Genomic DNA, 21,647 nt, shown 5'->3' on the forward strand with positions numbered 1-21,647 from the left:
GCTTCCGCGCGCTGCAATGCAGCGTAGCGGGCGGAAGCCGACGATTGCGCCAGCAGCTCCGCGTGCTGGCGCTCCAGCTCCTGCAAGCGGACGGCAGTATCGTCCGCTGCCAAAGCCCGCAGCCGGTCAGAAAGCTCCGACACGGCGCGGCGATAGCTGCCCTTGATTTCCTCGGACAGCAGCTTGCAGTAATTGAGCACATACTCCCCGGATAGCGTCGCTTCCGGATGAACCGTAGTTGTCATCATTTCTGCAGAAAGAGTCGGAAGATGATTATCCATGATCTCATCCCATTGCTTGCTCCAAGGCTCAAAACGCTCTACGTACGATCTGAACAAACTTCGAATATGCCAAGCCACTTGAGCCGTCATTTGCTCTGTCAACCGTTGATGGAACACTTCAAGCCGTTTGCTTCGCTCTTCCTCCGTTTTGGAAGAAGTGAACAAGAATCCTTTCTTGAACCCGCTTCGGCGACTCTCCAAAAAAGACATGGCCAAATCCCGAATGTCCGCCGGCATCAGATTCGCGTTGCCTAGTAGATGATCCCCTTCCCGGCGAACCACGGTTCTAACCTCGCCTGGCAGCTGCTTCAGTTTATCGCGTTCTTGCTCCAGCTCTTTCACCCGAGCCTGTAAGGCCGCAGCCGCTTCTTCTCCGCCCATCTCGCTCAGCAACTGTTCCTTTTCTTCCTGGTGACTGCGCACATAAGCTTCTGCGTGTTGATCTGCAGCATGACGTACAGAACATGCCACACTATATTGCAGCAGCTCTTCTCTTTGTTCTAACAGCTTGCCGATCACCGTTTGTAATTGTTCCCATTGATTGTAAGGATGGTCCCATACTTTTAAAGAAACACACATCAAGCCACGATATTGAACCTTCCATTGGGCAAACGCCTTCTTTACATCATCCAGATAAGAGGATAATGACAATTCCTCATCACGGTGTTTATCAATCTGGTTCACGATCAAATACAGCGGTTTGCCCCAATCGGACAAGCTTTTGGCAAACATTAAATTGCTTTCAGACTGCACATGATTGTAATCCATCACATAAAAAACAACATCTGCCATATGAAGAGCCGAATGTGTCGCCTGGCGGTGTCCGTCATCCGTCGAATCGACACCCGGTGTATCCATCAGCACACCATGACTGCCCAAAATCGGAACGTCATCCCATACTTCAATCGCAGAATATTCTCCGCCTTCCTTGCAATAAGCCGCAAGTTCCTCCGTGCTTACATTCAGCGTTTCCATCAAAGCGCCATCCGGACGATAAATAACAGCTCTGGAAGCACCTCTGCGGATCGTCACGACATTGGCACTTGTCGGAACAGGTCCTGATGGCAGCACCTTTTTACCGCAAAGGGCGTTGATCATGCTGGATTTCCCAGCCGAGAAATGCCCGCAAAATGCAATCGTTAGCTCAGCGGCAGCTTGCTTGCGCGTCAAATCTTCAATTAGAGCCGCAGACGACTCATCATTCCATTCCACAAAACGATCTCGAACCATTTCAAGCCAGCCGGTGCTGTATCCGGTTTCATGTTCAGTGATTACCTTCAATGTCAACCTCGCTCCTGTTCAAAATATCTATAATAAATGTCACAATAACTGCGTCACTTTATTGTAACATTACCCGCTCATAAAGACATTACCCTTCTTCGATAAAAATAAGAAGAAACTGCCTTTTCGCCCTTTTCATAGGCTGAAATGTGCCTTTTATTTGAAATGAAATGGGGCATTTAGTTGTAATTGCACAAAAAAACGACCCCATGTCGGGGTCGATCTTTTGTCATGCTGCGTATGATTTACAAGGTTGCGTTATCCGCACCCGGAATCAGAATTTCAAAGACACTGCCATGCTGAAGGATGGTCAAACCTCTTGATTTATCTCGCATAACAACAACCTCAGCTTTTTGGGCCATCCGCTCCACATAATTTTCCGGAGCTTCTCCCGAATTGCTGTATGTTATGCCTTCCAATTCTTTTTCCTCATTTTCTTCCAGCGGGTTCTCCATCACTTGCTCAAAAATATCGGAGAACAATTCAAAGTTATCCGTATATACGGAGATGCATTTCATGTTTGATCCCATCCTCTTCCTACTTGTCTATTTCTTACTGTTTGCGTTCTGTTCCTTATTCTTCCTGACCTTGGACGTTTTCATACGCTTTTTTCCTTCACGACATACATCCAGCAGCGGACAAATCTCGCACTGGGGACTTTGAGCTTTACAGTGATATCTGCCGAAAAAAATGATCCGGTGATGCGTAATCGTCCACTCCTCACGCGGTACTTTTTTCATCAGCTTCTTCTCCACTTCAAGCACGCTATCATTCCAGCCTGCAAGACCAAGCCGTTTGGAAACACGCTCCACATGCGTGTCCACTGCAATCGCAGGTACGCCGAAAGCGTTGGATACGACCACATTCGCGGTTTTTCGTCCAACACCCGGAAGCTTTACGAGCTCCTCATGGGATCGAGGCACTTCACCATCATACTGTTCAATCAACATCCAGCACAGGTTTTGGATATGTTTCGCCTTATTACGATACAACCCGATTCGCCGGATATCCTGCTCCAGTTCCTCAATCGGTACCGAAATATAATCCTGCGGTGTTTTATATTTCCGAAACAGATCCTTCGTCACTTTGTTCACCGTTGCATCCGTACATTGAGCCGACAACAAAACAGCAATGGTCAGTTCAAATGCATTCTCATGATTCAGCTCGCAGTGCGCATCCGGAAACATCTCTTCCATCGTATCAAGTATATGTCGTACCGTGGCCGAGTTCATAACAAGATCCCTCCCGCAAAAAAAAGTCTTGATGCGACAAAGCCCCGCATCAAGACGGTGTTTCTCGTGTATTTCCAAGCGTGAAAAACTATTGCTTCACGATCTCCACAACGTTTCCGTTGTTGAAATACAGTACAATATTATCATTTTCTTTCAGGGATTGCACGGATAAGTTCTGATCTCCCTGGTGAACATACATGTTTTCAGCCGCCGGGAAACGATACGAATCGGTAGTATATTTGCGTTTTACAAATACATCACCGTTGCTATATTTCCAGAAAGAACGGCTCATCGAATCCAGAACGTTTACTACGGTTGTACCGTCAACATCCTTACGCACCTCTACTCGATCATTCACAGTGACACTGTTTAAATTCGTAGAAACTGCACCGCCGCGAACAACTTTGACTTTTCCAGCTGTATCAATGGTTTGGTTGGTTCCATTGAATTCTTTAACGGTCAGCTTGGACCCGGCTCCATCCACCTGCACAACCTCGCCAAGCGTCAATTTAACGGCCTGAACTGCTACAGGCGTTGTTCCTACAAAGCTGGCATTGATCAGCGTCCCCGGACGAAGATCACTCACACGAATCGTCTGCCCGCTCTCATCTGTCATAACAACTTTATCCGTATAAAACTCACTTGTGATCCCTTTGTGTTTGACCCGGATTCGGTTATATGACGGATCGGTAGAAACAACCTCAAACTGAATGGAATCTTTCGTCTTCAGGCTGGACAACGTTTCCTGGTTGTTCGAGAGCTGTACAACCACCTGATCACCAATTTTAATATCAGACATGGAAGCAACCGGTTTTTCATAACGTTCTACTCTTGGCAGGCTGTAAGGGATGTTTAGGCTCTGCCCGTCAGCTGTCTGAATCGTAAGTGTTCGAGTTGAAGCGTTAATTGCGGTTACCGTACCTTCATATTTGTGTACGATCTCTAACGAAAGAGCTCGATCACCAATATAGCTTACATCAACCTTGCGTCCAGGTACCAGCTGCGCTTCAATAGCCGACAGGGTGTTTCCTGCCGGAGAGTCCAGCTTCGTTTTATCACCAATGATGATAACTTTCGGTGCACTCTTCTCATCGCTAACCACCAGCCAGCGCTTTTTCGCATCGTAGGAAACGACCGTTGCGGCGTTCATTTGCTCTATTTGTCGTCCCAACACTTCGATTTTTGTAACTTTTTCTTCTCCGTTAATGGTAAGCTCAACTTTGTCGCCAGCTTCCGCATCCGCTATGAGATCATTAAGGGTTGGCTTCACCATTCCATTGATTACAATCTCAGGTTTTTCAACAAGAAACTTCGTTTCCAGCTGTGTGCTGTTATCCCGTTTATACGTAATGGTCTTGCCATTGCTCTCTACGTTATAAAGCATAGCCGTTACGTTACGACCTACGCTTTGGCTTAATTCCACCTTCTGCAGAATGCTGTTTTCTACCGTATAATTCACGACAGAACCAGCTTTCAGTTCTGTTGGACTCAGCAATTCGTTCTGATACTTGATCAACGTGCTGTCATCCCATTTCAATGTATCAACAGCGCCGCTGGTGCTGTCTTTAATCGATATGGTTTTGTTCACGCTGTCTACGGCTTGTACTGTTCCGGAAGCCGTTTTGTTAACAAGACCGTCTTTCACCCGAATGGCTACAATCCGTTTTTGCGGAGTGAAAGTCTCTCGTTCAACCGTTACGACACTACCAGGTGCCATCGTTTTCGGATCGATTTTGTTGCCGTTCTGATCTAAAAACATTGTGTCAGCATCATAAGTTAATTCCTCAAATGTATTGTTGGAATCAAACCAGATCACATGATTTGGCGATAGACGGGCATAAACCCGTTCGAACGACTCAACTTGTGGAGTTGGGTCCAAAATTTCTACATAATCCGCTTTGTTGTTTTTACCGATCACCATGATTTGGGTATACGGCTTGATATCAGACAGGGATTTTCTTTTAGATGAATCTTTTTCAAAATAAGCCGTTGTTTCACTCAGCGTAAATACTTGCGGCTTACCGTCAACATAAATCTCGAGCTTACCATCGCCAATGCTCGTAACATAGCCTTCGTATTGATTATCATAATTGACGTCTATGTAAGCTTGAGCGCGGCTAAAGAAAGTCGCTATTTGCGCACGTGTTACTTCACCCTGCGGGTCGAATTTGTTGCCGGATACACCTTGTGCGAGGCCCAAATCAACGGCGACACTGACATAACCGACTCGATCCGGAGAAATTTTGTCGTGATCAGCAAAGCCTGTTGCTTTGCTCTTTGCAGCTTGCGCATCCGATGTACGCCCGATCGAACGCACCAACACTTCCGTTACCCATTCCCGGGTCGCTTTTTTAGCCCCCCAGGTTACTTTCGAGTCTGAATACTTGGATTCTTTTTTCTTGTCAAGCAGGTTTTCCTGAAGCGCCAATTCTACGTACGGAATAAAGAAATTATTAACTTTCATATTTGTCGGTAATGCCGTGGACGCGCCGGTGCTGTCATTCACCTGTAAATCCAAGAAACGAATCGCCATCGTAACAGCTTCTTGTTGTGTTACCGGGTCGTTAGGGCGAAACTTGCCGTTATTTCCCGTAACGATCCCTTGTGCAGCCAATTTGTAAATGTACTTTTCTCCCCAATAACCTGATTTCACGTCATTAAAGAGTTTGACTCCAGGAGCAGCGGCGTTCGCAGCTGCAGGTGCAATATCTACGGCTACTGCGGAAGCGCCTGCTCCTAATACCATGAGTCCGGCCATGACGGCGGAGACCACTTTTTTGGAATGATAATGTTTGCTTCGTTTTGATACCATTTTGCTTCCCCTCTCGTTACTGCTGTTTCCTCTAACATTACTTTATTCGACAGCAGATCGTGATCTCCTTCCAACCGTCATTACCGGGTTTCAGGATTTTCTAAATCAACATGTCCCATCAGGCTTTCTACCTGCTTGCCATCGACAAGCAATTGAAGCGATTTTACTTCTTCAAATTGAAAGAACGTGTTTTTAAGTGCATTCACTGCGAGTTCTTCCGCACCAGCACCAAATCGGGCTTCATCCGGAATATGAAGATCAAGCGTCAATTTCCCGCCTTCAAATGTGGAAGAATTCAGCGTGACCTTTTCCCATAATGGAACCAGATCGGCACTATCGCTTTTTTTCAGCGCTTCAAATGCAGCCTCATACTTCTCGCTTTCTTGACCAAACGTAATTTTTGAAGATCCTTTTTTCAAATCCATCACGTCCGGATCGGTATAATATACCGTAATTGTTTCCGTCTTCTTTTCCTTTTGCTGTGACTGATCAGGCGTTTGGTTGCCGCCAGCTCCACTCGTCGATCCCGGATTTTCCTCAGCTGACTGCGAAGGAGCAGGATCGGCTTCAGGCAAGGGCGCTGTTGATGTATTTTGTTCTGGTGCATTACCGGGAGCAGTTTCGGGCTTTTCTCCGCAACCGGCTCCAAACACCATCACCGCCGCCAGCAATCCAACGGTCCATATTTTTTTGTTCATATGCCCACCTCCTGAATTGATCGGTCATGATTACTTCACTTTTAAATATTCTTTCAGGCCGTCAACGATTGCCTCGGCCAACTTGTTTTGAACGGTCGGGTTAAACAGTTTGCTTTCATCACTCTTGTTGCTCATAAATCCAACTTCAAGCAGTACCGCTGGCATTTTGGTTTCACGGATAACATGGAAATTACCGTATTTTACACCACGATCCCGAATTCCCATCGCTTCGACCATATGCTTGTGTAACACTTTAGCCAGCTCTTCGCTCGACTCTCTTTGCCAATAGGTTTCCGTGCCTGATGCCGAAGAAGGCCCGCTGTTGGCATGAATCGATACGAAAGCATCTGCTTTCAAATCATTTGCCAATTTAGCGCGATCCTTCAATTCAATGAAAGTGTCATCACTGCGAGTCATAACAACGTCAATATTCTTTTCTTTTTTAAGCAGCTTTTCGACTTTCAAAGCTAGTGCCAGGGTAAAGTCTTTCTCTTTCTTCTTCGTTGCACCTATCGTTCCTGGGTCCCTGCCGCCATGACCAGCATCGATGACAACCAGCTTCTTGCCTCCAGCACCCGGTGCTGGTGCAGGCTCTGTAGAAGTGTTTAATTCTACACTGAACGAGCCGGTACCGTTCTTCGGACCGTGAAGCGTATAATTTTTAGCTTTGCTCAGGTCAATTACAATTCGGACAGTTGAAGGATTGTTTTTAAATATCGAATATCGAACCTTCTTTACATCCGGATGCCCCGTAACTGATAGTTCACCGTTCAGACTGGCATTAAGATCATTGTTTTTGCGGAACGATTCAGAAAACTTCGCATTCGGAATATCAACTACAATTCGATGTGGACTGCTCAGCTTCATAAGTTCAGGCTTAACAGTACCTGTCGCTGCTACCGTCAGACGGTTTTCGCTAAAGCTAATGCCGTCCACGGTGGACAAATTATCATTTCCCTCCCCAGGGTTTGGGTTAACAGTTGTCGGGGTAGTAAGATAAACAGCCTTTTTCTGATTATCCCATTTCACGTTAAGGCCCATCTGTTCACTGACAAAACGGATCGGAACGATCGTTGTACCGCCACGTAATATCGGAGCTCTTGTCATCTCTGCCCGCTGTCCGTTAACCTTTGCCGTCTTGTCGCCGATAACCATCTCAACGGTCGTTCCATTTCCTTTGACAGTAACCGTTTGAGTCGACTTTTTCCAGCCTACAGAGTAGCCCAAGTTTTCAGAGATTACACGGATCGGTACCATAACCGTCCCTTTGATATTTTCCACCTTAACTTTAGAGGACAAGTTCAATTCGGTACCGTCAAGATAAATTTTGGCACTATATGAACTCGCATCCGCCCCCTTAGGAAAAGCCACCATGAAGACAAACAGAAACAATAAAAAACCGAACTTCTTCATCCTTCACCCCTACCATCCTGTTGTTTTGTCATAGATTGGCGTTTACTGCAACCCGGCCTGTCCGACATTACCCGACAAATACTAGACGCACTTAGGCCCTAAAAGTTGCGAAATTATTCCCTTGTTACCAAAAAAACTCCTATTTCTTTAATAGAAATAGGAGTTTAGTCTTGCGTAAATATGAAAGTATGATCATTCAAAAATGATAGAGTTCAGTAAAATCAGTTTCACTTGCGAGTCATCGGATGTTCCAAGTCAACATGACCCATTAAACTTTCGACTTTCTTTCCTTCCACCAACAACTGGATCGATTTTACTTCTTCAAACTGAAAAAATGTATTTTTCAGAGCTTCAATAGCAAACAATTCTCCGCCTGATCCGAGATTCGCCTCTGGTGGCATAACGATATCCAGCGTCAAAGCTCCCTTATCGAATTTGATCGATATGAGTTTAATGGAATCATGCCACAGTGGAACGAGCTTCTCATCTGCGCTCTTTTGCAGACCTTCAAAAGCCTTGGCATATTTGTTTTCTTGATCAGTGAACGTGATTTCACCGGAGGCTTTTTTCAAATCCAATAATTCCGGGTCCGTATAATAAAGGTCAATCGTAGCTTTCTTTTCCTGAGAGGCGTTCTCTTTATCGCCCGCTGGTTTTTCCTGCGTTCCAGAATTTCTGTTCTCAGCTGGAACTTCTTTCGGCCCGCCTTGAACATTGTCTACGCTCTCGCTAGGCTGCTCATTATCATGATCAACATCAGGTGCGTCATTTTGATCCGTCTCCGGTGCTTGAACTTCTTCAGATGGCTGCTGAGCTGGCTCGCTAGGGGCTGCTGCTGGCTTCTCGCCGCAACCGGTACTCACGGCCAGAACAAGTGCCAACAGGCCTGTAAGCAAATACTTCCTGTTCATTGATTGTCCCCCTCTGTAGTTAGAACATATAACCATATTATACTTTGAGATACTCTTTAATACCATTTACGATGGCCTCAGCAACACGATTTTGAAATTCTTCATCAAACATTTGTGCTTCATCACCTTTGTTGCTCAAAAATCCGATTTCCAATAAAACCGCCGGCATATTTGTCTCTCTTGTCACATGAAGATTTTGCTTTTTGACACGACGATCTTTAAGTCCGGTCGCTTTGATCAAATGTTTATGTATAGTATTTGCAAGTTCGAGGCTGGCATCGCGTGTATATAACGTTTCTGTTCCATTCGGGCTGCTAGTACCGTGGCCGTTGCCGTGAATCGATACAAAGATATTCGAATTCAGGCGGTTTGCCAATTCTGACCGTTCGCTAAGACTAATGGTAGAATCATCCGTTCGAGTCATAACGACATCTATATCTTCCTCTTTTTGGAGCAGCGCTTCTACTTTCTGGGCGAGCGAAAGATTAAAATCCTTCTCATATTTCCCTGTAACACTAACTTTACCCGGAGCACTGCCGCCATGGCCTGCATCAATCACTACAACTTTATTGCCCGAATCGATCTGAGGTACAGGCACTGAATCCGCAGCACCGAGATCAATGAATATGAGACCTGAGTTGTCCGTAGAAACAGTATAATTCACAGGTGCTGTCAATTGTATTACGACACGTACGGTAGAAGGAGAATCACTAAATAATGAATACCGGATTTGGGACACTTCCGGATGCTCTGTAACTACCAGCTCTCCACTGTTCTGAGCGTTCATCATATGTTCAGTTCCGAAAATATTTGAAAATGCGGTATTCGGCAAATCTACGACAATACGATCAGGCCCTTTCAGCTGAAAAACTTTAGGTGTGACCCGGCTGCTCGTTGAAATCATCAACTGGTTCTCGCTAAAGCTGATTCCATCTACAGTAGCCAATATTTCTGGCTTGGGAGAAACAGCTGAACCCGTTGATTTACCCGGCGCCTTGTCTCCAGGCTTGGATGGTGTTGCTCCCCCATCCTGTCCCGAGCGGGAAGGCGGCTCATTTTCTCCTGATGACAGAAATACAGCCTTCATCTCGTTATCCCATCTCACGTTCATACCCATCTCGCTGCTTACGAAACGAAGCGGCACCAGCGTAGTATGTTTACTCAGCATAGGTGCGATATTCATACTTGCCTGTTGTCCGTCAATTTCTGCGCTCTTGCTTCCAATAAACATCTTAACCGTTGTATCGCTGTTTTTCACCGTTACAGATTGGCTAGCTTTATCCCATTTAACCTTAAAGCCAAGGTTCTCAGATACGACACGAATCGGGATCATAATGTTGTTGTTTACATTGGCAACCTTGACACCGGACGCCAAATTCAGCTGTTCCCCGTCCAAAAATATTTTGGCATCACCCGAGGAAGCTTCCCCTACATTTGGAAACGCTAGTAAAAAAACAATGAAAAACCCCAGCAAACTAAACTTCTTCATGAATCCACCTCAACCATCTTATGTTTTTGCAAATGCAAACTCAGCGTTCCGCTACAGGCCACTCTCGGACATACCGCGATATCGAATGTTTCTCGCCCTATCAAAGAAGCTGTCTATTACATCCATAATATCAGAAAAAACTTCCATTTCCCACACCGGAAATGGAAGTTTAATAATCTTGTAACCTTTTGTAGAGTCAGCTGGCCTGCATCAGGCGAACAAACGATCATGATGCCTCTTCTCGTAAGCATCAATTTTGCCTTCATGCTGAAGCGTCAAACCAATGTCATCCAAACCTTGAAGCAAAAATTGACGACGATGCTCATCAAGGTCAAATTCAATATGCAAACCTTGTGCATCGGTAATGCTCTTGTTTTCCAGATCCACGGTTAACTGATAGCCTTCTTGTGCTGTGGTGCGCTGAAACAAGTCTTCGACCTGCTCTTCTGAAAGCTTAATTGGCAAAATGCCGTTCTTAAAGCAGTTATTATAGAAAATATCAGCAAATGAAGGTGCAATAACGACCCTGAAGCCATAATCCAAAATCGCCCAAGGCGCATGTTCACGCGAAGAGCCACAGCCGAAATTCGCTCTGGAGATCAGTATGGAAGCCCCCTGATACCGAGGCTGATTTAATGAAAAACTGTCAATGACCTTTCCCTCTTCATCAAAACGCCATTCATAAAACAGAAATTGTCCAAAACCAGTCCGTTCAATGCGCTTAAGAAACTGCTTAGGAATAATGGCATCCGTATCAACGTTAACCCGATCTACAGGCCCAACGACCCCGGTTAATTTCGTAAATGCTTGCATAGGTTTCTCCCCGTCCTTTCTTAGACTGCAGCTTCCTCGCTGACAAATTTCCAGTCACGCACATCGACAAATCGACCCTTGACTGCAGCTGCGGCAGCCATTGCAGGCGATACAAGATGCGTTCTGCCGCCCCGTCCCTGACGACCTTCAAAGTTACGATTGGATGTAGATGCACAGCGCTGACCTGGCTTCAGCACATCCGGATTCATCGCCAGACACATGCTGCATCCTGCTTCACGCCATTCAAAGCCCGCCTCAATAAAAATTTTATCCAGCCCTTCCTTTTCGGCCTGAAGTTTTACACGTCCGGAACCAGGAACGACGATCGCCGTTACCTTGTCGGATACTTTATATCCTTTCGCTACAGCCGCCGCTGCACGAAGATCTTCAATGCGCCCGTTCGTACAGGAGCCGATAAAGACATAGTCAATCGGGATTTCAGACATAGGCGTTCCAGGTACAAGAGCCATATATTCCAATGCTTTCTCAGCAGCCTTGCGTTCATTTTCTGTCGCAAAATCAGCAGGGTCTGGTACAGCCGCCGAAATGTCGGTCCCCATCCCCGGGCTCGTTCCCCACGTCACTTGCGGAATGAGCGTTTCCACATCAAATTCCACAACAGCATCAAACTGAGCACCCTCATCGGTTACGAGCTCTTTCCATGCTTCAACCCTGCGCTCAAAATCCTCTCCCTGCGGTACATGCTGACGCCCGCGAAGATAATTAAAAGTCGTTTCATCCGGTGCAATCATACCTGCACGAGCCCCGGCCTCGATCGACATATTGCATACGGTCATTCGCTCCTCCATCGTCAATTCGCGAATGGCATCACCTGTATATTCAATGACATATCCTGTAGCAAAATCCGTACCGTACTTGGCAATCACGCCGAGGATCATATCCTTCGCGGTCACGCCAGGATTTCGTTTTCCTACAAAACGAACCTCCATCGTTTTGGCCTTCGCTTGCTGTAAACATTGTGTTGCCATGACATGCTCTACTTCACTTGTACCAATACCGAAAGCAAGGGCACCGAATGCGCCGTGCGTAGAAGTGTGGCTGTCTCCACACACAATCGTTTTGCCAGGATGCGTTAAGCCAAGCTCTGGCCCCATAACATGAACCACACCCTGATCAACGGTATCAAGATCATACAGCGTCACGCCGAAGTCGCGGCAGTTCTGGGTCAGCGTATCGATCTGCTGTTTGGAGATCGGGTCGGTAATGTTGTATCGATCTTTCGTCGGAACGTTATGATCCATTGTAGCAAAAGTCAATTCGGGACGACGTACCTTGCGGCCGCTGAGACGAAGTCCTTCAAATGCCTGCGGTGAAGTCACTTCGTGAACTAAATGCAGGTCGATATACAAGATGCTGGGCTTCCCCTCTTCCTGATGAATGACGTGGTTATCCCAAATTTTTTCGAACATCGTCTTTTTACTCATCATCTTCACCCCATTAATTCATTCGATCCATGTGAAAAGAAGGAGATTCCCCTTCTGTTTCGATTGATTGTAATATATCATCTCCGGACTCATTGTTCCAAGATATAAAATCTATAAAAGCAATAGGTAAAAACTATAAGCTAAAATGCTTCATTCAACAGAATTCTACCTGGGATCTACAGCGTGATGAAGATTTTGTTCGTACTTTCCTATATAATATAGGAATATTAATAGGTAACGCCTATAAATGGAGTGACTCAAATGGAACTAAGACAGCTTCAATATACTTTACAGATCGCCGCAGACAAAAACTTTTCAAGAGCTGCTGAGAAACTGCACATTGCCCAGCCTTCACTCAGCCAGCAATTATCGAAACTGGAAAAAGAGCTTGGTGTATTGCTGTTCCAGCGTAATACAAGCACGGTTGAACTGACCCATGCAGGGGCAAGCTTTGTGGAACACGCTCAAAAAATTATGGATGCCGTTGAACAACTCCGTCAAGAAATGTCTGACATTTCACAGCTTCGTAAAGGAAAGGTCGTTGTCGGAAGCATGCCGATTACCGGCTCTCACTTGCTCCCAAGAGTGCTGCCAGCGTTTAAGCAATCCTATCCGGACATCGAGATTACGTTGCTGGAAGACACCTCTTTGAATTTGGAGAAGCTGACTGCCAGCGGTAAAACTGACCTCAGCTTGCTGTCCCTTCCGCTTGTGGAACCGTCTCTTACGTGGATTCCCTTGGGTGAAGAGACAATCGATCTGGCTGTGCCTCCACAGCACCGCCTTGCCCTTCGAGCACAGAATCATCCTGGTGAGCCTGTTACCCTGCAAGAGCTTAAAGATGAATCATTTATCGTATTGAAAAAAGGACAAGGGTTTCGCAAACTGACCTTCGACCTGTGCCGGGATGCCGGCTTTGAGCCCCAAGTTGTTTTTGAAAGCAGCAACATCGAGACGATCCAGTCTCTGGTAGCAACAGGAATGGGTGTTACGCTTGTCCCCCACTTTATCGCACGGGCCAAGCGAAGCGAATTTATACCTGTTTTCTTGCCCCTTGCAGAGCCAGTTCCAAGCCGAACATTGGTTGTTGCCTATCGCAACGGGCGATATTTGTCCAAAGCTGCTGAGGCGTTCATCGAAACCTTTAAAGAGGTTATGAACGACCTCGCAACGGAAGGAAGCAAGGACAAATTGTAGTCACTAGCCAAAATGACGATCATTTAAACAAGAAAAAGAGACTGACATTCGGAAGGATTCGATCCCTGCTTTGGCAAAGAACACATCTTGCCCACCGAAGGCAGCCTCTTTTTTTCAATAACTGTTATTTGCGTAAATTATGCTTATCGATCAGTCGGTTCTGTTGATCCACGTTTCGGGACGTATCCTGAACGGATGCATCAAATCCATTGTTCTCCCCGACGACATCTTCTACAAAGTCCCGAAACTGATCCTTTTGTTCTTTTGAACTTTCCGCATTGCTGTAGTTCTCTTTGTCCTTATTAGCCATCACATCAACCTCCTTGATCGGGATTAAAAGTAGTATACCCGCTCAGCCAAAGATGAAACCGTCACTTCTGCCATTTATCATGATGGAGAATCTAAGGTTTTTCTTTGAAATCAATGTATGCTTGTGGTATTCTTTCAAGTAGTATTCGAATACGATAGACTAAACGTGATGACGGGACCAGTAAGAAAGATCTTGACATGATCAGAGAGCAAATTCCACGGGCTGCAAGAATTTGCCATGCCAGCTTTCCGAATCCTACCCCCGAACGGCTGGCCCTAACAGGCCGGACAGTGCCTTCTGTTACAAGGCTCAAGCCGGGTGAGTTTTTCATCAATAAAGGTGGTACCGCGGAAGTCAACTTTCGTCCTTTGCACTAAGGATGAAAGTTTTTTTGTTTTAGAATACAAGAATTAACATCATACAGAGGAAGTGATAACGATGGCATCACGCATCGTTGTAAAAATCGGAAGCAGCTCGTTAACGAGTGCCGAGGGTGGTTTGAACATTGATGCCATTAACTTTTATGCGGCAGAACTGGCAGCCCTTCGGGAAGCAGGACACGAAGTGCTGCTCGTATCCTCAGGCGCTGTTGCCGCGGGATTCCGCAAAATCGGCTATCCGTTTCGTCCCCGTCTGCTGCATGAGAAGCAAGCGGCCGCCGCTGTCGGACAGTCCTTGCTCATGACATCATATCAGAATGCTTTTGAAGACAGAGGTTACATCGCAGCGCAAATCTTGTTGACCCGAGCGGACTTTGCCAGCCGAAAACGAATGAACAATGCCAACATGACGATCGATGAGCTGCTGAAGCAGGGTGTCATTCCCATCATTAATGAGAACGACACTGTATCCATCGACGAGCTCAAGTTTGGCGATAATGATACGCTGTCTGCACTTGTGGCCAACCTGGTTCGAGCCTGCCAGCTTATTATTTTGACGGACACCGACGGACTTTATACCGCCGATCCGCGAACAACTCCTCATGCAGTTCGTTTTGAAGAAATTGAAGAAATCACTGACGAGATCTACGCGCTTGCAGGAGGCGCCGGATCAAGTGTAGGAACCGGCGGGATGAGATCCAAGCTTGATGCTGCCAAAATCGCTATGCGCGGCGGAGTTCCTGTTTTTATTGGCAAAGCGGACAACGACGGCGACCTGATATCCATTATGAACAACAGCGGCAAAGGCACCTATTTCGCCACTCAGCTTTCCTCCCTTCCCGTGAAGAAACAATGGCTGGGATTTATGTCTTCCCCGATCGGGCGAATTATCGTGGATGACGGCGCGGAAGAAGCGCTTCTGCACGGCGGTCACAGCCTTCTGCCCGTCGGTGTCAAAAATGTGGAAGGAAGCTTTCAAGCCGGAGACGTTGTCGAGGTAATGAACAGCAACAACGAAAAACTTGGACGAGGTATCGTCAATTATGACATGGAACAGCTACAAACCATTCGCGGTCTGCCCAGCAGTCATGTCATTTCTGCAATCGGTGAAGTTCACCGACTCGAGGTTATACACCGTGATGAATGGATAACGTTAAAATAAAAACCATTGATTGGAGGAAGAAACCATGAGTGAAGTAAGAAGTAAGGCAGGGCTTGCAAAAAGTGTGGCCTCTGTATTAAACAAACTGAACACCACTCAAAAAAACGAGGCTCTCTTGGCGATGGCTGATGCGCTTTCCAACCGTTCTGCAGACATTATGGAAGCTAACGCCGAAGATCTTCGCCGCGGTAAAGAGCAGGGAATTTCCTCTGCCTTGCTTGACCGTCTCGCTTTGAATGAAGCCAGAATCGAAGGGATTGCCGAGGGACTGCGTCAAATCGTACAACTGCCTGACCCGATCGGCGATACCCTTGAAGTCATTGAACGTCCGAACGGACTCCATATTACCAAACTTCGGGTGCCGCTCGGGGTGATCGGTATTATCTATGAAGCGCGTCCGAACGTAACGGTTGATGCGGCAGGCCTATGTCTTAAATCCGGCAATGCGGTTGTTTTGCGCGGTGGTTCCTCCGCTCTCTCCTCCAACCGCAAGATCGTAAAAGTGCTGCACGAGGCCATGACTCATACCGCACTTCCCAAAGATGCACTGCAGCTTATTGAAGATCCTAACCGATCTTCGGTTGACGAAATGCTGAAGTTAAACGGTCTGCTCGATGTCATCATCCCTCGCGGCGGCAGCTCGCTCATTCAGAATGTCGTAATGAACGCAACCGTACCAGTCATTGAAACAGGTGCGGGCATCTGTCATACGTTTATCGATGCGTCTGCCGATCCTGATATGGCTGAAGCCATCAGCATCAATGCCAAAGTACAGCGTCCGTCCGTATGCAATGCGATGGAAACGCTGCTGCTTCATCAGGATTTTGCGAAGACAAATTTGGAAAAACTTGCAGATAAGCTCCGGGAATTCAATGTGGAGATAAAAGGCTGCGAAGAAACTGTCAAAATCGTTCCTTGGGCGTCCTTGGCCTCCTCAGCAGACTATGCAACGGAATACAATGACTTTGTTCTTAACGTCAAGGTGGTTCATAGTGTGGACGAAGCCTTGGAGCATATCGCAGCCTATGGAACGAAGCATTCCGAATGCATCGTTACAGAATCAAAAGACAATGCAGAACGATTTTTGCAAGGTGTTGACGCTGCGGCCGTATATCACAATGCTTCCACCCGCTTTACCGATGGTTTCGAATTCGGTTTCGGAGCGGAAATCGGCATCAGCACACAAAAGCTTCACGCCCGCGGGCCGATGGGGCTGCCAGCCCTTACGTCCACCAAATATGTCATTCATGGCAATGGTCAAATAAGAGATTAATCCAAGAAGGAGGAACTACATATGTGTACATCTCCCCAGAATCGGCCTTTGATTGAAAAGGCAATCACCTTTTACGGCGCCGGCTCTATGGCCGAAGCTATTGTACAAGGTCTCGTAAGCCGATCAGTTATGCGACCTGAAGATATTACGATGCTGAATCGAAGCAACTCTGTACGCTTACAGGAACTGAAAGAGCGCTATCATGTAAAGGTCAGCAATGATGTCCAAGAGAAGATGGATATTCTTCGTCATTCTCCGGTTATCGTGCTTGCCATGAAGCCTAAAGAGGCAGCTAAAGCTTTAAAAGAACTCGGCCCGCTTCTGTCCGATGATCAGCTGCTCGTTTCTGTCATTGCAGGGCTATCCATTGAGACAGCCCATAATCTTCTTGGCAAAAAACAACCGCTTGCACGCACGATGCCGAACACCTCCAGTTCCATTGGAATGGGAACAACCGGCATCTCCTTTTCGAAAAATATAGATAATGCGATGCGGCAACTGGTACTAACCCTGTTTGAAGCGGTCGGAAATGTAATGGTTATTGAAGAAGATAAAATGGACATTCTGACAGGCATTTCCGGAAGCGGTCCGGCTTACTTCTACTATTTGATGGAAGCGATGACTGCTGCCGGTATCCGGGGCGGACTTACAGCTGATCAAAGCAGAGAGCTTACGCTTCAGACAATCTTGGGGGCTGCCCGCATGGTGCAGGTTACAGGCGAACATCCTTCCGTCTTACGGGCCAAGATCACTTCTCCGAACGGGTCAACACAAGCTGCTCTTGAAAGACTGGATCAAGGGGACTTTTTCGAAACGGTCATCTCGGCTGTTAATCGTTGTGTCGAGCGGTCCCGCGAAATGGGTGCTGTGCTGAAAGAACAAACTTCATAGCTGAAGAGGGGCCGTTAGCGGGGCCTAGCGATCAATGATGGATCAGGCAGGTCCCTTTAAAAATGCCAAACGCCTGGTCTCAAGCCAGCTAGCCAAGTCTTTTCATCATTAAGAAACGATCATGAAAGGGTTATGACAGGATGCTTTTAAATCTTTCCTTAGGCGCGATTTTATTCATTTCGGGCGCTGTGTTGTTTTTATTTCCACCTAAAAAGATCAATGCATTTTACGGCTATCGCACCTACTCTTCCATGAAAAATGAATGGACCTGGAAAACGGCAAACCGATACGGCAGTCAGCTGATGATGATTTTTGGCAGCATTCTGTTGTTCATCGCCGCAACAACCGGTCATTTTGCCACAACAGCCGTCAGTACGATTATTTCCTTCCTATTGATCAATATTTTAATCGAAAAAAAGTTAAAAAAAATGTAAAACGGGCTTCACAGCTCGTTTTACATTTTTTAATGTTATCTCCTATCCTTATCAAGTACGGTTAACTATCGTCAGTATCATTTCTAATAAAACCATTAGAACAGCTACTACTCCACCTAAAGATATAATTAGCTTTTTCGCTCTTTCTTCTTTCAGTGTTACAATCAAAAGCTTATATATTAAAATGCCCAACAGCCCTCCAGAAACATTCAAGATCACATCGTTTATGTCGGTCACACCGATCGCAAATATAAATTGGAATAGTTCAAAAAACAAGCTAAGCAAAGCGATGATTGCTATATTTTTGACCAGTGAGCTTTGATTCTTGGAAAATAACATGGATAAATAAATTCCAAGTGGTATGAACAATGCGATATTTCCAAGTATATTGATTCTATTCGAGCCAACAGAGGCGTTTACATCCCACATATCTTTAAATGGAATCATATGGACTGACCTTAACCAAGGTCGGTTGAAATCAAACAATTCAAGCGGCGATGATAAGGTTTTAAATATAATCACATCTACGAGCAGATAAAGATATACAATTATTGTGAAATATAACACCATTTTTTTCATTTTTTTCTCCTGCCATTTTTATTGACATTTTCTTCTGAGAGTCCCATCGACCGCGTTCCTACCCTCCACTGGCATACCGTTGCCGCCTGTCTGATGCATTAATATTCTGACTCATCAAAAGGAAACCCCTCATTCCGCTTTTCTTTCTTTGATCCAACCATCAGCTTGATTCCACCGCCAATGAGCAAAAGAGATACAATCGCGGTTTTTAAGAAATTACGGATCTGATAGCTGATTTCCAAGTCCGGGAACATACTTTCAAGGTAAGGAAGAACAACGCTTGAGAAAACAAAATAGAGACCGAGCATAAGCAGCCCTAATCCAAGCCATCTCTGCTGATTGGAAAAGTTGTAAATTAACGGTTTATCCCGAAGAGGTTCGCGGCCGTAACGGCTTACCTGCTGCAATCCATCAAAGAAACAATAGAACCAAATCAGTGGAATTAGAAACATAAACAAGGATAAGCGCAGCACATCCATGACATAGATGCTCCCCAGAAACAGAACCATCATCTGTAAACCGCGTTTTTGTAATCCGAGATACATTTGCCCTGCTCCTGGAAAAGCAGAAAGCAATGTAGCGAAAACTTTACTGCGTCGGCCTCCGTCACGACCAGCCTCCAATTCATTGAACAAAGTCCGATCCTCAATAAATTCGCCGGCCTGTTTGCGGTGGACAAGCTGCACAACATCAAACATGCAATACAGCCAAATGATCGGCAGCATGCCGAAAAACATCAAAAATACAAAGTCGTTCGTGAGCCCCGTTAAAAACATCAAGATCGTAGCCAAGCCGAAAAAGGAGATGAGAAATGATAATCCCCGCTGCATAAGGCCGATTTGGAAATGCCCTAAGCCAGGAATAATCGATAAAATGATCGTGTAGAACCGTTCGGTTTCTTCATTTTTATCTTGAGGTACGCTGATTGGACGGCCATATTCATCATGTACAATGACCGTTGGAGTGTATCTTATTAGCGCGATCACCAAGTCTAGCATATTGATCCCCCATATGAAAAACGCTCCCATAACGCCAAGAATGAAAGGAGCATCATCCGCCGTTGCAATAGAGAGAACAACTCCACCGATTAATAAACTGAAAAATATAAACGGATATAAGAGCGCCCGTCCTCTTCTCCCCCAGTAGTAATGCCCCAGTCCGGGAATCACATTTATAATAAAAGCCAGCCCTTTATTGCGTTGCGGTTGCACACTGCATCATCCTTTCCTTTTTCGATTAATAAGACTTCAGTCGGTCAAGCCAGCTTGTCGTTTTTTCCATCAACTGTTCACTGTAGGAAACCGATTGAGACGATTTCGGAACTTGATGGTTTTTACTTTCCGGAAACAACCGGTCAAATGCTCCTGAAAACATAAATACTATGGTGAGGGAAGCGGCCACCGTATAATGAAACAACGGCCGTTCATACCATCTGCGTGGACGATCAGATGAAGTCGGAACAGAGCGGCGCTGATAAGGAACGATTTCCTTGTCAGACAGCACACGGTCAGCAAACGATTCCGGGTTTTCCAACATAGGAAGATCCTGATCCATTTCAGCCATAACCTGCATATATACATTCAAAGCATTGTCATTGGACAGCATCAACGCTTCCCATGAAGACGCTTCTTCAGAAGAGCATTCCCCTCTGATATATCGGCCTGCTTGCTGTTTCCAATCGGAATGTGCAGTGTTCATTTCCAATCATCCTCCTTCCATGCCTTTCGAATCCATTGTCTAGCCCGGTAAAGTTTAGACTCAACAGTTTTAACGGTAACACCGAACTCAGAGGCAATTTGTTCGTAATTTTTTCCCTCTAGGTAAAAAGCAGTGACAACCTCACGATGATTCTTCGGCAGATTGCCCACTTCTTTTATTAGCTCTTGCTTCTTTTCCTTGCTTATCAAATAAGAAAGTGTATCAGGGTCCCGGGAAGGAATTCGCTCAAGCGCTTCTCCGTCTTCTCCCTGCTGTTCAGGTGAGCGGCGCGCCACTTTTCGTTTTAAATCAATCGATTTGTTAAGCGTTATACGGGTGATCCACGTCTTAAATCCTTCAGAGCGGTATTGAGGGAGAGCTTTGAATACCTGGATAAACACTTCCTGAGACGCATCTTCTGCTTCCTTGGCATCCCGCAGGACCGAGTATGCCGTATGGAACACGTGCTGGCTGTACAGGTTTACCAGCTCCCGAAAGGCTTCCTGCTCGCCTTGCAGTATGCGTGTAATTAATCGTTCTGTCTCAATAGCTCTCCCCTCCTTCCCATAAATAATAGACGCAAGACATATGCCCTGCCCCTGCACTTTTCTAAAAAAACTTTACTTTCGTATATTTTCAAAGAAAAAAAACGTCTTTCGACGTTCATGCGAGGGATGAAAGGAACATTAATCCGACAAAAGCTTGGACATATAATACTCATCGATATATTGTCCTTCGATAACAAGCGAATGCTTTTTGATTCCTTCCACTTCGAAACCAGCCGATCGATACAAAGAGATCGCCCTTTCATTGTGCGACATAACCGTAAGTTCCAATCGGTGCACTTCTCTCTCGTATGCCCAAGTCTCCAGCTTTTGGAACAACCGTGTCCCGATACGCTGACCGCTATATTCTTGCAAAATTCCAATAACGATATATAGCGAATGCTGTACCCGCTTTAGAGCAGACCCAAACCCTCCGATATATCCGACAAGCCTGTCTCCTGCTTCCACAACAAAAATCATAGAATGACCAGAAGCCATGATCGTTTTAATGCGCTGCTCTTGTGATTCCTTCGTCAAGCTTCGTTCACCGGGCTCATATAACATAAATGAAGTTTCTTCATCCAGTTGCATTTGAAGTCTCAGAAACTCATCGGCATCTTTAAGGGTAATAGACCTGATTATTGTTTCCATCAGCAGTCCCCTTTCGGTGTGAAAATACTATATACACTATTAAGAATAACATAATGAAGAATGCAACGGATTAGATGATGTAACAAAAAAAGAACAGCTCCGCTATGAACCGTCATATCATTTTTTTGCGAAAAAGAGGAACTTTGGATCAT

Annotated in this window: 21 protein-coding genes and 1 other annotated feature; of the genes, 5 read left to right on the forward strand and 16 right to left on the reverse strand. The window is 45.8% G+C overall.

From position 1 onward, the window contains the following. The 10 genes from C8268_RS12135 to leuC form a co-directional block, all read right to left on the reverse strand. Window positions 1-1,562 (reverse strand): dynamin family protein (locus tag C8268_RS12135; RefSeq protein ID WP_234032783.1); only part of this gene is annotated, 1,562 nt, incomplete at its 3' end. Between the two features lie 245 nt (window positions 1,563-1,807). Further along, window positions 1,808-2,080, reverse strand: coding sequence for an NAD/NADP transhydrogenase alpha subunit (locus tag C8268_RS12140; protein WP_106767898.1), 273 nt, complete (start codon window positions 2,078-2,080; stop codon window positions 1,808-1,810). A gap of 27 nt (window positions 2,081-2,107) precedes the next feature. Continuing rightward, the gene (gene nth, locus C8268_RS12145; RefSeq protein WP_106767899.1) at window positions 2,108-2,794 is read right to left on the reverse strand and encodes an endonuclease III; all 687 of its coding nucleotides are present in this window, start codon (window positions 2,792-2,794) and stop codon (window positions 2,108-2,110) included. A gap of 88 nt (window positions 2,795-2,882) precedes the next feature. Further along, the gene (locus C8268_RS12150) at window positions 2,883-5,606 is read right to left on the reverse strand and encodes an S-layer homology domain-containing protein (protein ID WP_106767900.1); all 2,724 of its coding nucleotides are present in this window, start codon (window positions 5,604-5,606) and stop codon (window positions 2,883-2,885) included. Between the two features lie 80 nt (window positions 5,607-5,686). Then, window positions 5,687-6,304, reverse strand: a complete 618-nt coding sequence (locus C8268_RS12155) for a GerMN domain-containing protein (RefSeq protein ID WP_106767901.1) — start codon at window positions 6,302-6,304, stop codon at window positions 5,687-5,689. A gap of 30 nt (window positions 6,305-6,334) precedes the next feature. Then, window positions 6,335-7,717: an N-acetylmuramoyl-L-alanine amidase family protein gene (locus tag C8268_RS12160; protein WP_106767902.1), complete on the reverse strand. Its 1,383-nt coding sequence runs from the start codon at window positions 7,715-7,717 to the stop codon at window positions 6,335-6,337. A gap of 227 nt (window positions 7,718-7,944) precedes the next feature. After that, the gene (locus tag C8268_RS12165; RefSeq protein WP_106767903.1) at window positions 7,945-8,628 is read right to left on the reverse strand and encodes a GerMN domain-containing protein; all 684 of its coding nucleotides are present in this window, start codon (window positions 8,626-8,628) and stop codon (window positions 7,945-7,947) included. Between the two features lie 37 nt (window positions 8,629-8,665). Further along, window positions 8,666-10,117, reverse strand: coding sequence for an N-acetylmuramoyl-L-alanine amidase family protein (locus tag C8268_RS12170; protein ID WP_106767904.1), 1,452 nt, complete (start codon window positions 10,115-10,117; stop codon window positions 8,666-8,668). Between the two features lie 210 nt (window positions 10,118-10,327). After that, on the reverse strand, window positions 10,328-10,930 hold the full coding sequence (gene leuD / locus C8268_RS12175; protein ID WP_106767905.1) for a 3-isopropylmalate dehydratase small subunit: 603 nt from the start codon (window positions 10,928-10,930) through the stop codon (window positions 10,328-10,330). Between the two features lie 20 nt (window positions 10,931-10,950). Further along, a complete protein-coding gene (leuC, locus tag C8268_RS12180) occupies window positions 10,951-12,375 on the reverse strand; it encodes a 3-isopropylmalate dehydratase large subunit (protein WP_106767906.1) in 1,425 nt (474 codons plus the stop codon). A 261-nt stretch (window positions 12,376-12,636) separates the two neighbouring features. Between leuC and C8268_RS12185 the strand changes: the two genes are divergently transcribed. Continuing rightward, complete coding sequence (locus tag C8268_RS12185; RefSeq protein ID WP_106767907.1) at window positions 12,637-13,572, forward strand: LysR family transcriptional regulator; 936 nt, start codon at window positions 12,637-12,639, stop codon at window positions 13,570-13,572. Window positions 13,573-13,696: 124 nt separating this feature from the next. Here the strand turns inward: C8268_RS12185 and C8268_RS12190 are convergent, their stop codons facing one another. Next, window positions 13,697-13,882, reverse strand: coding sequence for a hypothetical protein (locus tag C8268_RS12190; RefSeq protein ID WP_106767908.1), 186 nt, complete (start codon window positions 13,880-13,882; stop codon window positions 13,697-13,699). Window positions 13,883-14,041: 159 nt separating this feature from the next. Further along, window positions 14,042-14,254, forward strand: a binding site (T-box leader). A 66-nt stretch (window positions 14,255-14,320) separates the two neighbouring features. Here C8268_RS12190 and proB point away from each other — a divergent pair. The 4 genes from proB (at window position 14,321) to C8268_RS12210 (ending at window position 18,022) form a co-directional block, all read left to right on the forward strand. After that, entirely contained in the window at window positions 14,321-15,424 is a 1,104-nt protein-coding gene (gene proB / locus C8268_RS12195; RefSeq protein WP_106767909.1) for a glutamate 5-kinase, read from the forward strand. A gap of 25 nt (window positions 15,425-15,449) precedes the next feature. Beyond that, a complete protein-coding gene (locus C8268_RS12200; RefSeq protein WP_106767910.1) occupies window positions 15,450-16,697 on the forward strand; it encodes a glutamate-5-semialdehyde dehydrogenase in 1,248 nt (415 codons plus the stop codon). A gap of 21 nt (window positions 16,698-16,718) precedes the next feature. Further along, a complete protein-coding gene (gene proC, locus C8268_RS12205) occupies window positions 16,719-17,588 on the forward strand; it encodes a pyrroline-5-carboxylate reductase (RefSeq protein ID WP_106767911.1) in 870 nt (289 codons plus the stop codon). 140 nt (window positions 17,589-17,728) lie between these two features. Next, complete coding sequence (locus tag C8268_RS12210; protein WP_106767912.1) at window positions 17,729-18,022, forward strand: SdpI family protein; 294 nt, start codon at window positions 17,729-17,731, stop codon at window positions 18,020-18,022. 51 nt (window positions 18,023-18,073) lie between these two features. Here C8268_RS12210 and C8268_RS12215 read toward each other — a convergent pair whose 3' ends face one another. The 5 genes from C8268_RS12215 to C8268_RS12235 all read right to left on the reverse strand — a co-directional run bounded on the left by C8268_RS12215 (window position 18,074) and on the right by C8268_RS12235 (window position 21,486). Further along, the gene (locus C8268_RS12215) at window positions 18,074-18,601 is read right to left on the reverse strand and encodes a VanZ family protein (protein ID WP_106767913.1); all 528 of its coding nucleotides are present in this window, start codon (window positions 18,599-18,601) and stop codon (window positions 18,074-18,076) included. Window positions 18,602-18,699: 98 nt separating this feature from the next. Further along, window positions 18,700-19,812 carry a hypothetical protein gene (locus C8268_RS12220; protein ID WP_106767914.1) on the reverse strand — a complete coding sequence of 371 codons (1,113 nt, stop codon included), beginning with the start codon at window positions 19,810-19,812 and terminating at the stop codon, window positions 18,700-18,702. Between the two features lie 25 nt (window positions 19,813-19,837). After that, on the reverse strand, window positions 19,838-20,299 hold the full coding sequence (locus tag C8268_RS12225; RefSeq protein WP_106767915.1) for a hypothetical protein: 462 nt from the start codon (window positions 20,297-20,299) through the stop codon (window positions 19,838-19,840). After that, window positions 20,296-20,904, reverse strand: coding sequence for an RNA polymerase sigma factor (locus tag C8268_RS12230; RefSeq protein ID WP_106767916.1), 609 nt, complete (start codon window positions 20,902-20,904; stop codon window positions 20,296-20,298). The genes C8268_RS12225 and C8268_RS12230 overlap by 4 nt, the downstream gene beginning before the upstream one ends. An 81-nt stretch (window positions 20,905-20,985) precedes the next feature. Beyond that, window positions 20,986-21,486, reverse strand: a complete 501-nt coding sequence (locus C8268_RS12235) for a GNAT family N-acetyltransferase (protein WP_158702811.1) — start codon at window positions 21,484-21,486, stop codon at window positions 20,986-20,988. Window positions 21,487-21,647 lie beyond the last annotated feature (161 nt).

The organism is Paenibacillus faecalis, from assembly GCF_900289175.1.
GTDB lineage: Bacteria > Bacillota > Bacilli > Paenibacillales > Paenibacillaceae > Paenibacillus_AQ > Paenibacillus_AQ faecalis.

Coding starts and splice junctions, on each gene's coding strand:
- C8268_RS12190 (WP_106767908.1), bottom strand. CDS start 13,882: ATGGCTAATAAGGACAAAGAGAACTACAGCAATGCGGAAAGTTCAAAA.
- proC (WP_106767911.1), top strand. CDS start 16,719: ATGTGTACATCTCCCCAGAATCGGCCTTTGATTGAAAAGGCAATCACC.
- C8268_RS12170 (WP_106767904.1), bottom strand. CDS start 10,117: ATGAAGAAGTTTAGTTTGCTGGGGTTTTTCATTGTTTTTTTACTAGCG.
- nth (WP_106767899.1), bottom strand. CDS start 2,794: ATGAACTCGGCCACGGTACGACATATACTTGATACGATGGAAGAGATG.
- C8268_RS12185 (WP_106767907.1), top strand. CDS start 12,637: ATGGAACTAAGACAGCTTCAATATACTTTACAGATCGCCGCAGACAAA.
- C8268_RS12155 (WP_106767901.1), bottom strand. CDS start 6,304: ATGAACAAAAAAATATGGACCGTTGGATTGCTGGCGGCGGTGATGGTG.
- C8268_RS12160 (WP_106767902.1), bottom strand. CDS start 7,717: ATGAAGAAGTTCGGTTTTTTATTGTTTCTGTTTGTCTTCATGGTGGCT.
- leuC (WP_106767906.1), bottom strand. CDS start 12,375: ATGAGTAAAAAGACGATGTTCGAAAAAATTTGGGATAACCACGTCATT.
- proB (WP_106767909.1), top strand. CDS start 14,321: ATGGCATCACGCATCGTTGTAAAAATCGGAAGCAGCTCGTTAACGAGT.
- C8268_RS12150 (WP_106767900.1), bottom strand. CDS start 5,606: ATGGTATCAAAACGAAGCAAACATTATCATTCCAAAAAAGTGGTCTCC.
- C8268_RS12200 (WP_106767910.1), top strand. CDS start 15,450: ATGAGTGAAGTAAGAAGTAAGGCAGGGCTTGCAAAAAGTGTGGCCTCT.
- C8268_RS12225 (WP_106767915.1), bottom strand. CDS start 20,299: ATGAACACTGCACATTCCGATTGGAAACAGCAAGCAGGCCGATATATC.
- leuD (WP_106767905.1), bottom strand. CDS start 10,930: ATGCAAGCATTTACGAAATTAACCGGGGTCGTTGGGCCTGTAGATCGG.
- C8268_RS12140 (WP_106767898.1), bottom strand. CDS start 2,080: ATGAAATGCATCTCCGTATATACGGATAACTTTGAATTGTTCTCCGAT.
- C8268_RS12210 (WP_106767912.1), top strand. CDS start 17,729: ATGCTTTTAAATCTTTCCTTAGGCGCGATTTTATTCATTTCGGGCGCT.
- C8268_RS12215 (WP_106767913.1), bottom strand. CDS start 18,601: ATGAAAAAAATGGTGTTATATTTCACAATAATTGTATATCTTTATCTG.
- C8268_RS12165 (WP_106767903.1), bottom strand. CDS start 8,628: ATGAACAGGAAGTATTTGCTTACAGGCCTGTTGGCACTTGTTCTGGCC.